We start from the raw sequence: 13,688 nt of genomic DNA, 5'->3' as shown, positions 1-13,688 counted from the left end.
CCCGCTTTGTCGGAGGCCGACTAAGCTCTGAGGGTGATTTGGCCCCTGGCTTCATGGAGGATTGAATATGCTGTTGTTGTGGATACTGGTTTTGCTGGTTGGGGTCGCCTATCTGGCGCACCGCCGCACCGCCCCCCTGCCCGCCCTGGGCATCGTTGCCGTCTACCTGCTGGCCATGGGCGCCTTCAGCCGGGCTCCCGGCTGGTTGCTGCTGGTGTTCTGGATCGTGCTGGCGGCCATTGCCGCGCCGCTGTTGCTGCCCGACCTGCGCCGCAAGTACTTCAGCGCCCCGCTGTTCACCTGGATGCAGAAAGTGCTGCCGCCCATGTCGCAAACCGAGCGCGACGCCATCGATGCCGGCACCGTGTGGTGGGACGGCGAGCTGTTCAGCGGCCGCCCCGACTGGAACACCTTGCTGGCCTATCCCAAGGCCCAACTGACCGCCGAAGAACAGGCGTTCATCGACGGCCCCACCGAAGAACTCTGCGCCATGGTCAGCGACTGGCAGATCGGCCAGCACATGGACCTGCCTCCCGCGGCCTGGGCCCATATCAAGGAACACGGCTTCTTTGCCCTGATCATTCCCAAGGAGTACGGCGGCAAAGGCTTTTCCGCCTACGCCCACTCCCAGGTGGCGATGAAACTGGCAACCCGCAGCGGCGACCTGGCCTCCACGGTCATGGTCCCCAACTCCCTAGGCCCGGCCGAACTGCTGCTGCACTACGGCACCGATGACCAACGCAATCACTACCTGCCGCGCCTGGCCCGTGGCGACGACATTCCCTGCTTCGCCCTCACCGGCCCGCTGGCAGGCTCCGACGCTGGCGCGATGCCCGACACCGGGATCATCTGCAAGGGCCAATGGCAGGGCGAGGAAACCCTCGGCCTGCGCCTGAACTGGGAAAAGCGCTACATCACCCTGGGCCCGGTGGCCACCCTGCTGGGCCTGGCCTTCAAGGCCCACGACCCGGATCACCTGCTGGGTGACCAGGAAGACCTGGGCATCAGTCTGGCGCTGATTCCCACCGACACCCCGGGGGTGGAGATCGGCCGCCGCCACCTGCCCCTGGGCGCCGCCTTCATGAACGGCCCGAACTCCGGCAAGGACGTGTTCATTCCCCTGGACTATCTGATCGGCGGCCGGGAAATGCTCGGCAAAGGCTGGATGATGCTGATGAACTGCCTGTCGGTGGGGCGCTCGATCTCCCTGCCGGCGGTCGGCACCGGCGCCGCCAAGTTCACCAGCCTGGTGACCGGCCAGTACGCCCAGGTGCGTGAGCAGTTCAACGTGCCACTGGCGGCCTTCGAAGGCATCCAGGAAGCCCTGGCCCGCCTCGGCGGCAACGCCTGGCTGATGGACAGCGCGCGCATGCTCACCGCCAATGCCGTGGACCTGGGAGAAAAGCCCTCGGTGCTGTCGGCCATCCTCAAGTACCACCTCACCGAGCGCGGGCGCGAGTGCATCAGCCACGCCATGGACGTGCACGGCGGCAAGGGCATCATCATGGGGCCCAACAACTACCTGGGCCGCAGTTGGCAGGGCGCACCGATCTTCATCACCGTGGAAGGCGCCAATATCCTCTCGCGCAACCTGATGATCTTTGGCCAGGGGGCGATCCGCTGCCACCCGTTCGTGCTCAAGGAAATGGCCCTGGCCGGACGCGAGGACCATGACCAGGCGCTGAAGGAGTTCGATGCCCTGCTGCTCCAGCACATTGGTTTTGCCGTGAGCAATGCTGCCAGCACCCTGGTGCTGAACCTGGGCCTGGGCCACTTCGAACAGGCCCCGGGCGATCCGCTCAGCCAGCGCTACTTCCGTGCCCTGAACCGCCAGGCCGCGGCCTTTGCCCTGCTGGCCGACTTTTCCATGATGCTCCTGGGAGGCGAACTCAAGCGGCGCGAGCGGCTCTCGGCGCGCCTGGGCGATGTGCTCAGCCACCTGTACCTGGCCTCGGCGGCACTCAAGCGCTATCACGATCTGGATTCACCGGAGTACCTGCGCCCCCTGCTGGCCTGGGCCCTGGAAGAAAGCCTCGGCCACTCCGAACGCGCCCTGGACGAGTTGCTCGGCAACTTCCCCAGCCGCTTCTTCGGCTGCCTGCTGCGAGTACTGGTGTTTCCCTTCGGCCGTCGCCATACCGGGCCGTCGGACCGCCTGGATGCCGAAGTGGCGGAAATCATTGGCCGCGCCCAGGGCGACCCGGCCCTGGAAGCGGTACTCGCCGGCTGCTATCGCCCACAAGCCAAGGACGATCCGGTCGGCGCCCTGCAGCACGCCTGCAACCTGCTGAGCGCGAGCCATCCACTGCAGAAGAAACTCCACGAAGCGCTGAAAAGCGGCCAGGTCAAACCGGCGGCCGGCGAATCGGCCATCGATGCGGCCCTGGAGGCCGGCGTGCTGCAAGCGGCCGAAGCCCAGAGCCTGCGGGAGGCCGAAGCGGCGCGACGCAAAGTCATCGACGTGGACGACTTCGCCAAGGAGGAACTGACCTTGAGCGAGGGCAAGATCCGCTAGGCAGGCCCTTCGGGGCAGGTCGATTATGAAACCGGGCGCAGGGGCTATATACTCCCGCGCCCGTTTTGCTCTTGAGGACCCTGTCATGTCCAACGTCGTCGCCGATCATCTCGTCCTCCTGGACCACCTGCGCAGCATCCTGGTGGCGGTGGGAGAAGCCGAACAGGTTCCCGAGGAAAGCCATGCGCTGTTCCTGGAGCGCTTCGACGAACTGCGCGCCTCGCTGCCGATCGACCCGATCGAAAGCCAGTACCTGGGCCAGGACCTGCTGTGCCAGATCATGCAGCGCTATCCGCAGATCGCTCACCTGGTGCCTCGCGACCTGCTCTGGTTCTTCGCCGGCGACTGCCTGCACTACATGCCCGATGAAGAAATCGACCTGTACCAGGCCCTGGAAGAACGCCGCTTCGAAGCCGAGCAGAACGACGAGCCCTTCGACTGGAACCAGGAAAAACAATTGCTGGCGCTCTCCGCCCAGGACAGCAAGCACTGATTGCAGCCCCTGGTGCCACCAAGGCCCGCCCGGTTCGTCCGGCGGGCCTTTTTTGTGCCCGCCCACATCGCCTCCGTAGGAGCCGGCTTGCCGGCGAAGAGGCCCTTGGGTCTTGCATCGCCCTTAGAGATATTTTCGCTGGCAAGCCAGCTCCTACAAGCTGCGTTCGCCTTTGCCGGGGCGGTGCAGGGTCGGCTCCCTGGCCAGGCATTCCACCAGATAGTCGATGAACACCCGCAGCTTGGGCGGCAGGTAGCGGGTCGGTGAATGCAGGAGCCAAGCACCACCGTGGTAGGAGGCAAGAAAGGTCCAATCCGGCAGCACCTGGACGATCAGTCCCTGCTCCAGGGCATGACGCGCGGTGAAATACGGCAGGCTGCCGATGCCCAGATGCTGCAACACCGCATCCAGGCGCACACCGGTGTGGTTGGCGGCGTAACGCCCGCGCACGCCGACAGTCACCGCCTTGCCGCCCTGGGTGAACTTCCAGCGGGCGTCGCTGGGGGTTTCCCCGAGATAGATGCAACTGTGCTGACGCAGATCCTGTGGATGCAACGGCGTGCCATGCTCCGCCAGATACTGCGGGGTGGCACACAGCAGGTGATCAATGCGCAACAACTGGCGCCCGATCAATCCCGGCGGCGGGCGGTCGGTAATGCGGATCGCCAGGTCGACATTGTCTTCGATCAGGTCGATATCCCGGTCTTCATGCAGCAGCTCGACATCCACCTTCGGGTAGCGCCGAAGAAACTCCGCCATATGGGGATGCACCACGAAGCGCCCCACCGCCTTGGGCACACTGACCCGCACCACGCCTTCGGCCTCATGGGTGAACTGACCACTGATCTCCATGACCGAACGGGCCGCGCTGACCATCTCGCTGCAACGCTTGAACACCTCCTCGCCGCCGTCGCTCAAGCGCAACTTGCGGGTAGTGCGTTGCAGCAGGCGGGTCGCCAGGGCCTTCTCCAGGCGCGAAATGCTGCGACTGACGGCAGACGGCGAGGAGCCAAGCTGGCGCGCGGCTTCGGAGAAGCTGCCGGTTTCCACCACCCTGACGAAGATGGCCATTTCCGCCAGTAATGGCAGCGGTAGATTTATGCTCATGACGCAATAGTCCATTGAGTTTTGAACGGATTATCACGCAATAACCCAGGCCCCATAATAAAAAATCATCTGGATTCAGGGTTTGAGAAATGACGCTTCGCCTGTACTACGAACATGATCTGCTGACCGCCCAGGTCGAACTGCTGAGCTGCATCCCCCGGGACGGGCTGTTTGCCGCAACCTTGCACGCCACGCCCTTTCACCCCCAGGGCGGCGGCCAGCCCAGCGACACCGGCTGGATCGGCGCGGCCCAGGTGCTGCGGGTCGTCCAGGAAGATGAGCAGATCGTGCATTACCTGAGCCTGCCCCTGACGCCGGGAAGCCATGCGGCTCGCGTGGATGAGCCGCAACGCCTGTTCAACAGCCGCATGCATTCCGCCGGGCACCTGATCGGCCACTTTGTGCAAAGCCGGGGCTGGACACCGATCAAGGCCCATCACTGGCCTGGAGAGGGTCGGGTGTCGTTCAAACCGGGCGAACAACCTGGGGAAATCGACTGCGCCGAGGTGCAGAACGCCCTTGAGCAATGGATTGGCGAGGATTGGCCCCGACACATTTCCCTGGCCGCCGGAACCCGCCAGGTCGGGTTTGGCCCGCTGCCCGCCTACGGTTGCGGCGGCACCCACGTCCAGCACCTGCAACAACTGGGACGGGTGAAGATCGACTCGATCTCGCAGAAGAAAGGCACGCTCTCGGTCAGCTACAGCCTCGACTGAACACCCCTGCCCCCTTCCCCCCCTAACTGCTTTGCGGAGTCAGCATGCTGTCCAATTATCTTGGCGAGTTTCTCGCTCTGGCCCTGGTTCACTTCCTCGCCGTGGTCGCACCGGGGCCGGACTTTGCCGTCACCATCCGCCAGAGCGTGCGCTTCGGCCGGATGACCGGGGTCTGCACCGCCCTGGGGATCGGTGCCGGCATTTCGGTGCACGTGCTCTACACCTTGCTGGGAGTCGGCGCATTGATGCACGCGACGCCCTGGCTGCTGAGCGCCGCCAAACTGCTGGGCGCCGCCTACATCCTGTACCTGGGCGTCAGCCTGTTGCGAAGCAAGGCCAAGACCAGCATCCCGGGCGAAACAGCGCAGGATGAACCAGCGCAGAGCCTGCTGCGGGCCTTTACCACCGGTTTCCTGACCAACGCCAGCAACCCCAAGGCGACCCTGTTTTTCCTGGCGATCTTCACCACCCTGGTCAGCGCCACCACGCCGCTGGGCATTCAGGCCCTGTATGGGGCCTGGATGTGCCTGGTCAACGCTTTGTGGTTCGTGATTGTCGCGCTGTTCTTTTCCAGCGCCCGGGTGCGCCTGCTGTTCATGCGCCTGGGACACTGGTTCGAGCGCTGCATGGGACTGATCCTGCTGCTGTTCGCCGGACGCCTGTTGCTGTCGCTGTAAGCGAGCCACGACAAAGGTCCGCACGGTCGTCTGACTGGCGGGCCTTTTTTGTTCATGGCAGGACGAGGGGTTGAATCGCGGACAAACAAAAACGCCGCTCGATGAGCGGCGTTTTTGTGAATTTGGAGCGGGAAACGAGACTCGAACTCGCGACCCCGACCTTGGCAAGGTCGTGCTCTACCAACTGAGCTATTCCCGCAAATGGCGTCCCCTAGGGGACTCGAACCCCTGTTACCGCCGTGAAAGGGCGGTGTCCTAGGCCACTAGACGAAGGGGACACGCTACCCGGAACACATGGTGTGTGTTTCGGTGTCCAGATCCTGATCCGAAGACTTCGGCTCTGGTTTCACTCGACTTCGCCCGAAAGCGCCGCCGTTTAAAAATGGAGCGGGAAACGAGACTCGAACTCGCGCCCCCGACCTTGGCAAGGTCGTGCTCTACCAACTGAGCTATTCCCGCAAATGGCGTCCCCTAGGGGACTCGAACCCCTGTTACCGCCGTGAAAGGGCGGTGTCCTAGGCCACTAGACGAAGGGGACACGCTACCCGGAACACATGGTGTGTGTTTCGGTGTCCAGATCCTGATCCGAAGACTTCGGTTCTGGTTTCACTCGACTTCGCCCGAAAGCGCCGCCGTTTAAAATTGGAGCGGGAAACGAGACTCGAACTCGCGACCCCGACCTTGGCAAGGTCGTGCTCTACCAACTGAGCTATTCCCGCATTGGCGTCCCCTAGGGGACTCGAACCCCTGTTACCGCCGTGAAAGGGCGGTGTCCTAGGCCACTAGACGAAGGGGACACACTACAACATTCACTGCCTTCAACGTTTTGCGCTTTGCTTTCCGTTGAAAGTGGCGCGCATTCTATGGATGCTTTGGGAGGCCGTCAACCCCCAGATATAATTTTATTTAAATCAATGACTTCGGGGCAGTTTAAGGCCCGCTGCGGGGTTTTCTGTGGTCCAGGCTTTGACGCCTATATTCTGTCACTCGACAAGGCGTTATAGTCCTCCGCAGCCGGTAATGGCAATTTGAACCCGAGGTTCTCCCCGGACCGTCGCTACCTATATAGGCAGCACCCGCCATGCCCGGCTCGTCGAGCGGCGCTATGCGCCTAAATGCCAAGCCACTACACTCGCACGCGAATCCTATAACGAGGTTTTAACGGTGACACCACTCATGATCACCCTGCTGGTAATAGCCGGGATCGCACTATTGATCGCCATTGGCTACATGAACCATGTGGTGGAAAACAACAAACTGGAAAAGGCCCGCACCAAGGTCGAGCTCAATGACCGCCTGCGCCGCTGCGGCGAGATCACCGAAACCTTCCCCGGCCAGTTCATGACCCCGGCCCTCAAACTGCTGCTGACCCGCCTGGAGCTCAACGTGGTGCAGCGCATACTCAGCCTGGACAAGACCGACACCTCGCTCAAGGCGCGCCAGGCCGAGCTCAATACCCTGATTGGCCAGGGCGAATCGATTCCGGTGAACAACCCGCCGGCACCGATCCAGACCGAAGCCAAGGCCAAGGATGTGCGCTTCCTGCTGGAGGCGATGCACGGCCAGGTCACCCGTGCCGCCCACGACGGGTTCCTGCAACCCAATGAAGCCAAGCGCTGGATCAAGGAAATCCGCCATATCCTGGTGCTGCTGCACATCGAGTTCTTCAACAACCTGGGGCAATACGCCCTGCAGCAGAACCAGCCGGGCCAGGCCCGCCTGGCCTTCGAACGCGGCGTGCAATACCTGCGCAAGCAGCCGGATCCAGCGGTCTACAAGGAACAGCTGGAGTACCTGGATAAACTTCTGGTCCGCGCCAACTCCATGGTGTTGTCGACCCTGGAGCCCGCGGAAGATGAAGTCAACGAGCTGACCCAGGGCCTGAAGACCGTGGAAGCCGACGCCGACTGGAAAAAGAAAGCCATCTACGACTGAGATAAAAACCCTTGTCCGGCGCAACCAGCGCCGGACAAGGGTTCGATACCGCTGCGCCCTCCCCGCCGCTACAAGCGGAAATGCCCCACCATCCCTTTCAATTCCACACCCAACTGCGCCAGCTCGATGCTCGACGCGGCATTGCCCTGCATGGCCAGTGACGACTGATCGGCACTGGCACGAATGCTGGTGACGCTGCGGTTGATCTCTTCCGCCACCGAACTCTGCTGCTCGGCGGCGGCGGCGATCTGCTGGTTCATCTGCTGGATCAACGACACCGCCGCGGCAATGCTGCCCAGGGCGCTCTCGGTCTGCAGGGCATCACTGACCGCCAGCTTCACCAGCTCGCCACTGCCCTTGATCTGTTGCACCGAAGAATCGGCGGCCGCATGCAACGCAGTTACCAGACGTGCGATCTCCTCGGTGGATTGCTGGGTCCGCTTGGCCAGGGCCCGCACTTCGTCGGCCACCACGGCAAAGCCCCGGCCCTGCTCCCCCGCCCTGGCCGCCTCGATGGCGGCGTTGAGGGCCAAGAGGTTGGTCTGCTCGGCCACGCTCTTGATCACATCCAGCACACTGCCGATGTTGTCGATCTCGGCGCTCAGGCTTTCGATGCCGCTGCTGGCCCGGGTCGCGGAGTCCGCCAGTTGCTCGATCCGCTGCATGCTCTGGCGCACCACCTGTTGCCCGCTCTCGACCTTGTCATCCGCGGCCTGAGCTGCCTGGGCCGCCTCCTCGGCGTTACGCGCCACATCGTGCACCGTGGCGGTCATCTGGTTCATGGCGGTGGCCACTTGCTCGGTTTCTTCTTTCTGGCTGCTGACTTCCAGGTTGGTCTGCTCGGTCACCGAGGACAGCGACTGGGCCGAACTGGCCAGTTGCTCGATCCCGGCCTGCAAGCCGCTGACGATACCGCTCAGGCCGCTGCCCATCTGCTGCATCGCCTGCATCAACTGGCCGATCTCGTCCCGCCGGGTCACGGCCACGCTGGCCGTCAGGTCCCCGGCGGCGATCTGCTGGGCCACATGCATCACGCTGCGCAGCGGTCGCACGATCAGGCGCGTGATGCTCAGGGCCGCCAACAGTCCCACCAGCAGGGCCAGGGCCGAGGAGCCGATGATCAGCAAGGAGTTCTTGTCCAGCTCGCCCTGCATCGCCAGGTCCTGGGCGACATAGGCCTGGTCGACCCGGGCCATCACCTGGGCCGCACGCTCATGCAGCTTCTGATAGACCTGTTTTTCCTGAGTCAGCAGGCCGGTGTATTCGTTGAGTTTTTCGCTGAAGTTGCCGATGTGTCCCGACACCTCGTTGAGCACCGTCTGGTAACCCGCATCCTTGACCGCGGTCTTCAGCTGTTCGGCCTGAGCCAGCGCCTGCTCGGCCTGTTCGATCTTGCCCTGCTCGGCGCCAGCCTGCTCATCGCCCTTGCGATTCTGGTCCAGGCGCACCCGCGCTTCGTTCATGGCCTGCAGCATCAGGCGTGAAACCTGGCTGATCTGGTTGGCCTGCTCGATGAACTCCGCGCCCTCCTTGCCCTGGGAATCCTTGAGGGTGTAGGCGCCGTCATCCGCCAGCCCGGCCTGCAGTACGTCGAGGTTGTTGGCCACGCTGGACACCGACCAACTGGCCATTTCCAGGGCCAGGTCCTTGGCCTGGGTCAGCTCGACGAACTCGTCGAAGGCCTTGCGATAGTCCGCCAGCGCCAACTCGACATCAGCCATCGCCGTCTGGTTGGCCGCCGACTGCCCCTTGAGCTGCCGGGCCAGCCCCAGCAGCCCCTCCAGGCTCTCGTGCAAGCTGTCAACGGTCTTGCTGTCGCCATGCAGGGCATAGTCCTGCTCCAGCAGCCGCACCTTGAGCACGCCGCTGTTGAGCTGGGACATTTGCTTGAGGCCGTCGAAGCGCTGGCTGATGGTCTGCAGCGACCAGACACCAATGCCGGCCACCAGGGCCGTCAAGAGCAACACCAGGGCAAACCCGATACCCAGTTTCTTTGCCATGCCAAGGTTGGCAAAACGTCCACTCGCGGCCGAAGTCATGGTGCGCTGTCCCCTTCCAATCCCCAATGGCCATAGGGCCATCCGTCTGTGCGAAGGGTCGCAACGGCGTGCACCGACGCACAAGTCTCTGACGTCGGAATAATGGCAAAAAGCTACGCCGAGGTCGTTTTCAGGACACTGGAGGTCGATTCCATCCAGCCCCCGCGACAACTGCCGCCGGGGGCCGGTCGAAGGCTCAGATCGCGGTGGCACCACCATCCACCGCCAGCGCATGACCGGTGGTGAAGGCCGCGCCATCGCTGCACAGGTAAAGCACGGCGCTGGCGATTTCCTCGACCGTGCCGATACGGCCCACCGGGTGCATCGCCGCGGCGAACTCGGCCTTCTTCGGATCCGCTTCATAGGCCCGACGGAACATGTCGGTGTCGATCACCGCCGGGCATACCGCGTTGACCCGGATCTTTTTCTTGGCGTACTCGATGGCCGCCGATTTGGTCAGGCCGATCACAGCATGCTTGGACGCCGCATAAATGCTCATTTTCGGCGCCGCGCCCAGGCCCGCCACCGAGGCGGTATTGACGATCGCCCCGCCGCCCTGGGCCAGCAGCAACGGCAACTGGTACTTCATGCACAGCCAGACGCCCTTGACGTTGACCCCCATGATGGCGTCGAACTCGTCCAGGCTACCTTCTGCCAGCCGGCCCTTCTCGATCTCGATCCCGGCGTTGTTGAAGGCATAGTCCAGACGGCCATACACCTCGAGGGTACGGGCCATCAGTTGTTGCACATCCGCTTCCAGCGTGACGTCGCAGGGCACGAACACCGCCTCGCCTCCCGCCGCGTGGATCAGCGCCACGGTGCCTTCGCCCCCGGCCACATCCAGATCCGCCACCACCACCTGCAAGCCTTCTGCGGCAAACGCCAGGGCCGTCGCCCGGCCGATTCCATTGGCCGCGCCGGTCACCAGGGCCACCTGGCCGGAAAACGTCATGCTCATTGCAAAGATCCTCGATCAGATACGGGTCAGCTGTGAGGCCCATCTAGCCATAGCGGTCCAGGTCGGCGTCAGCATTATCAGAAGGCCGGTTGAGGCCTTATGCATCCTGGTGATGAAAATACCGGGGTGTTCATCACCACACTGGATCGACATTCATTCGCTGAATCGGCAAACCTTGCAGCAACCCACCCGAGGGTCTATCAACTAGGACTTCATCCACCCCTTGAGTGCCTGCCATGACCAGCCTGACCAATCGCCAGTTTCTGCTCGCCAAACGCCCCGTCGGCCCGGCTACCCGCGACACCTTTACCTACCAGCAGGTAGCCGTGGGCGAGCCCGCCGCCGGGCAGATTCTGGTAAAGAATGAGTACCTGTCCCTGGACCCAGCCATGCGCGGCTGGATGAACGAGGGCAAATCCTATATTGCGCCGGTGGCCATCGGCGAAGTCATGCGCGCCCTGGGCGTGGGCCGGGTGATTGCCTCCAACAACCCCGGATTCGCCGTCGGCGACTACGTCAATGGCGCCCTCGGGGTGCAGGACTACTTCCTCGGCGAGCCCCGTGGCTTCTACAAGGTCGACCCCAAGCTGGCCCCTCTGCCACGCTACCTGTCAGCCCTGGGCATGACCGGCATGACCGCCTACTTCGCCCTGCTGGACGTCGGCGCGCCCAAGGCCGGCGACACCGTGGTGCTGTCCGGCGCCGCTGGCGCGGTGGGCAGCATCGCCGGGCAGATCGCCAAGCTCAAGGGCTGCCGCGTGGTGGGCATTGCCGGCGGCCAGGACAAGTGCAAGTTCCTCATCGACGAACTGGGTTTTGACGGCGCCATCGACTACAAGAGCGAAGACGTCAACGCCGGGCTCAAGCGTGAATGCCCGAAAGGCGTCGATGTGTATTTCGACAACGTCGGCGGCGACATCCTCGATGCCGTGCTCAGCCGCCTGAACCTCAAGGCGCGGGTGGTGATCTGCGGCGCCATCAGCCAGTACAACAACAAGGAAGCGGTCAAGGGACCGGCCAACTACCTGTCGCTGCTGGTCAACCGGGCGCGCATGGAAGGATTCGTGGTCATGGACTACGCCGCGCAGTTCGCCGCCGCCGGGCAGGAAATGGCCGGCTGGATGGCCAAGGGGCAGCTCAAGAGCAAGGAGGATATCGTCGAAGGGCTGGAGACTTTCCCGGAGACGCTGGGCAAGCTGTTCAGCGGCGAGAACTTCGGCAAGCTGGTGCTGAAAGTCTGAATCCGCAGGAGCCGGCTGGCCGGCGATCCGCAACGGCGGCCGGAAAGGGCCGCCAAGCGCAAAACCGCTATCGCCGGCAAGCCGGCTCCCACAAGAGCAGGCGTGTTACAGAGCCAGTTCGGCGACCACGTCGGCCAGGGCCTTGGCCGGATCGGCCGCCTGGCTGATGGGGCGACCGATCACCAGGTAATCGGAACCGGCATCCAGGGCCTGGCGCGGGGTGAGGATTCGCCGCTGGTCATCCTGGGCACTGCCCGCCGGACGAATCCCCGGAGTTACCAGTTGCAGGGTCGGATGGGCGCTCTTCAGGGCCTGGGCTTCCAGGGCCGAGCACACCAGGCCGTCCATCCCGGCCTTCTGCGCCAGGGCGGCCAGGCGCAGCACCTGCTCCTGAGGCTCGATGTCCAGGCCGATGCCGGCCAGGTCTTCACGCTCCATGCTGGTGAGCACGGTGACGCCGATCAGCAGCGGCTTGGGGCCAGTGCGCTGGTCCAGCACGTCGCGGCAGGCAGCCATCATGCGCAGGCCGCCGGAGCAGTGCACATTGACCATCCACACGCCCATTTCCGCGGCGGCCTTGACCGCCATGGCGGTGGTGTTGGGAATGTCGTGGAACTTCAGGTCCAGGAACACTTCGAAACCCTTGTCGCGCAGGGTCCCGACAATCTCGGCGGCGCAGCTGGTGAACAGCTCCTTGCCGACTTTGACCCGGCACAGTTTCGGGTCCAGTTGATCGGCCAGTTTCAGTGCGGCGTCACGGGTGGGAAAATCCAGGGCGACGATGATAGGAGTCTGGCAGGCGGACATGAAGGGGCTCTCAGGCAAGTCGAAATCGGCGCGGATTGTAGCGCAAGCCGGGACGATCCGGGACCCGATCAGCGGTAAATCCTCCTCAACGGTGCCAGGGATCTTCGATCCACCGTCAAATCCGCGGGCTGCCCCGGCATTTGTATCGGCGCAGATACACTGACGACACGCCAGCAACAATACCCGGCGCTACCCTCGCCAGCCGCAACACCCTCGAACAGCACTTCCTGCCTCTGAGCCGGACGCCTATGCTGAAGCCATAACCTCGCCGTCGCCTCCTGATGGCCGGCAGCCTACCTGGCAGATGAACGCACCCATGCATAACACTCCAGCCCCTCTGAATGACGACTCCAAAGCCGTGGCCAATGGCGACGACAAGCGCTGGAATACCCGGGCCCTGATCGTCGATGACGACGTGCCGATCCGCGAACTGCTGGTCGACTACCTGGCACGCTTCAACATCCACGCCAGCGGTGTCACCGACGGCGCGGCGATGCGCCAGGCCTTGCAGGCAGAGCACTTCGACGTGGTGGTGCTCGACCTGATGCTGCCTGGTGAAGACGGCCTGTCCCTGTGCCGCTGGCTGCGTAGCGAATCGGACATTCCGATCCTCATGCTCACCGCCCGCTGCGAGCCCACCGACCGCATCATCGGCCTGGAGTTGGGGGCCGACGACTACATGGCCAAGCCCTTCGAACCGCGGGAACTGGTGGCGCGGATCCAGACCATCCTGCGCCGGGTCCGCGACGACCGCAGCGAACAGCGGGCCAGCATCCGCTTCGACAACTGGCGCCTGAACAGCGTCCTGCGCCAACTGATCTCCGCCGATGGGCTGGTGGTGCCGCTGTCCAACGCCGAGTTTCGCCTGCTCTGGGTGTTCATTGAGCGCCCGCGCCGGGTACTGAGCCGCGAACAACTGCTGGACGCGGCCCGGGGTCGCTCCATCGAGGCCTTCGATCGCAGCATCGACCTGCTGGTGTCGCGCCTGCGGCAGAAGCTCGGAGACGACCCGAAATCGCCGCAACTGATCAAGACCGTGCGTGGCGAAGGCTACCTGTTCGACGCACGAGACATCGGCTGATGCGCGGGCGCTTCGATACGCTGTTCGGCCGCCTGTTTGGCCTCCTGCTGATCGCGATCGTGCTCGCCCATCTTCTGGCATTTTTCTGGTTCCACTATTACGGACACCCACCGCCGCCC

The 13,688-nt window shown here is 63.6% G+C and carries 11 protein-coding genes, 6 tRNA genes and 2 pseudogenes; 8 read left to right on the top strand and 11 right to left on the bottom strand.

Translation table 11 applies throughout. From position 1 onward, the window contains the following. Positions 1-67 precede the first annotated feature (67 nt). Positions 68-2,515, top strand: a complete 2,448-nt coding sequence (locus DNK59_RS08955) for an acyl-CoA dehydrogenase (protein ID WP_110722988.1) — start codon at positions 68-70, stop codon at positions 2,513-2,515. 85 nt (positions 2,516-2,600) lie between these two features. Next, the gene (locus tag DNK59_RS08950) at positions 2,601-3,008 is read left to right on the top strand and encodes a PA2817 family protein (protein WP_016968255.1); all 408 of its coding nucleotides are present in this window, start codon (positions 2,601-2,603) and stop codon (positions 3,006-3,008) included. Between the two features lie 153 nt (positions 3,009-3,161). Here the strand turns inward: DNK59_RS08950 and DNK59_RS08940 are convergent, their stop codons facing one another. After that, complete coding sequence (locus DNK59_RS08940; protein WP_110722987.1) at positions 3,162-4,115, bottom strand: LysR family transcriptional regulator; 954 nt, start codon at positions 4,113-4,115, stop codon at positions 3,162-3,164. Between the two features lie 89 nt (positions 4,116-4,204). On the opposite strand from DNK59_RS08940, the gene DNK59_RS08935 reads away from it, so the two are divergent. After that, positions 4,205-4,831 carry an alanyl-tRNA editing protein gene (locus tag DNK59_RS08935; protein WP_110722986.1) on the top strand — a complete coding sequence of 209 codons (627 nt, stop codon included), beginning with the start codon at positions 4,205-4,207 and terminating at the stop codon, positions 4,829-4,831. A 44-nt stretch (positions 4,832-4,875) separates the two neighbouring features. Continuing rightward, the gene (locus tag DNK59_RS08930; RefSeq protein ID WP_092316864.1) at positions 4,876-5,508 is read left to right on the top strand and encodes a LysE family translocator; all 633 of its coding nucleotides are present in this window, start codon (positions 4,876-4,878) and stop codon (positions 5,506-5,508) included. A gap of 123 nt (positions 5,509-5,631) precedes the next feature. Here DNK59_RS08930 and DNK59_RS08925 read toward each other — a convergent pair. From DNK59_RS08925 to DNK59_RS08900, 6 genes are all read right to left on the bottom strand, one after another. Then, positions 5,632-5,707, bottom strand: a tRNA-Gly gene (locus DNK59_RS08925). Between the two features lie 3 nt (positions 5,708-5,710). Continuing rightward, a tRNA-Glu gene (locus DNK59_RS08920) sits at positions 5,711-5,786 on the bottom strand. Positions 5,787-5,891: 105 nt separating this feature from the next. Next, positions 5,892-5,967: transfer RNA gene (locus DNK59_RS08915), tRNA-Gly, on the bottom strand. Positions 5,968-5,970: 3 nt separating this feature from the next. Then, positions 5,971-6,046 (bottom strand) — tRNA-Glu (locus DNK59_RS08910). A gap of 105 nt (positions 6,047-6,151) precedes the next feature. Next, positions 6,152-6,227, bottom strand: a tRNA-Gly gene (locus DNK59_RS08905). Positions 6,228-6,229: 2 nt separating this feature from the next. After that, positions 6,230-6,305 (bottom strand) — tRNA-Glu (locus DNK59_RS08900). Between the two features lie 367 nt (positions 6,306-6,672). Here DNK59_RS08900 and DNK59_RS08895 point away from each other — a divergent pair. After that, complete coding sequence (locus DNK59_RS08895) at positions 6,673-7,443, top strand: hypothetical protein (protein WP_092316867.1); 771 nt, start codon at positions 6,673-6,675, stop codon at positions 7,441-7,443. Positions 7,444-7,511: 68 nt separating this feature from the next. On the opposite strand, the gene DNK59_RS32470 is transcribed toward DNK59_RS08895, so the two are convergent. The 3 genes and pseudogenes from DNK59_RS32470 to DNK59_RS08885 all read right to left on the bottom strand — a co-directional run bounded on the left by DNK59_RS32470 (position 7,512) and on the right by DNK59_RS08885 (position 10,440). After that, positions 7,512-8,375: a methyl-accepting chemotaxis protein gene (locus tag DNK59_RS32470; RefSeq protein WP_371920272.1), complete on the bottom strand. Its 864-nt coding sequence runs from the start codon at positions 8,373-8,375 to the stop codon at positions 7,512-7,514. After that, positions 8,373-8,597 (bottom strand): annotated as a pseudogene (locus tag DNK59_RS32465) (HAMP domain-containing protein); the annotation flags it as partial. The gene DNK59_RS32470 and the pseudogene DNK59_RS32465, both read right to left, overlap by 3 nt. Before the next feature lie 1,081 nt (positions 8,598-9,678). After that, entirely contained in the window at positions 9,679-10,440 is a 762-nt protein-coding gene (locus DNK59_RS08885) for an SDR family oxidoreductase (RefSeq protein ID WP_110722984.1), read from the bottom strand. A gap of 236 nt (positions 10,441-10,676) precedes the next feature. Here DNK59_RS08885 and DNK59_RS08880 point away from each other — a divergent pair, with 236 nt between their 5' ends. Next, on the top strand, positions 10,677-11,681 hold the full coding sequence (locus tag DNK59_RS08880; protein WP_092316875.1) for an NADP-dependent oxidoreductase: 1,005 nt from the start codon (positions 10,677-10,679) through the stop codon (positions 11,679-11,681). A gap of 105 nt (positions 11,682-11,786) precedes the next feature. On the opposite strand, the gene pyrF is transcribed toward DNK59_RS08880, so the two are convergent. Next, positions 11,787-12,488, bottom strand: coding sequence for an orotidine-5'-phosphate decarboxylase (pyrF, locus tag DNK59_RS08875; protein WP_167365678.1), 702 nt, complete (start codon positions 12,486-12,488; stop codon positions 11,787-11,789). A gap of 316 nt (positions 12,489-12,804) precedes the next feature. Between pyrF and DNK59_RS08870 the strand changes: the two genes are divergently transcribed. Together DNK59_RS08870 and DNK59_RS32080 are read left to right on the top strand one after the other, a co-directional pair. Next, positions 12,805-13,569 (top strand): response regulator, encoded by a 765-nt coding sequence (locus tag DNK59_RS08870; protein ID WP_092316878.1) that lies wholly within the window; start codon positions 12,805-12,807, stop codon positions 13,567-13,569. Beyond that, positions 13,569-13,688: pseudogene (locus DNK59_RS32080) on the top strand (two-component sensor histidine kinase); the annotation flags it as partial. The gene DNK59_RS08870 and the pseudogene DNK59_RS32080, both read left to right, overlap by 1 nt.

It is taken from the genome of Pseudomonas sp. TKO26, from assembly GCF_003225665.1.
In the GTDB taxonomy this organism is placed as follows: Bacteria; Pseudomonadota; Gammaproteobacteria; order Pseudomonadales; family Pseudomonadaceae; genus Aquipseudomonas; species Aquipseudomonas saponiphila.
This window is presented reverse-complemented; position numbering and strand designations above follow the sequence as displayed.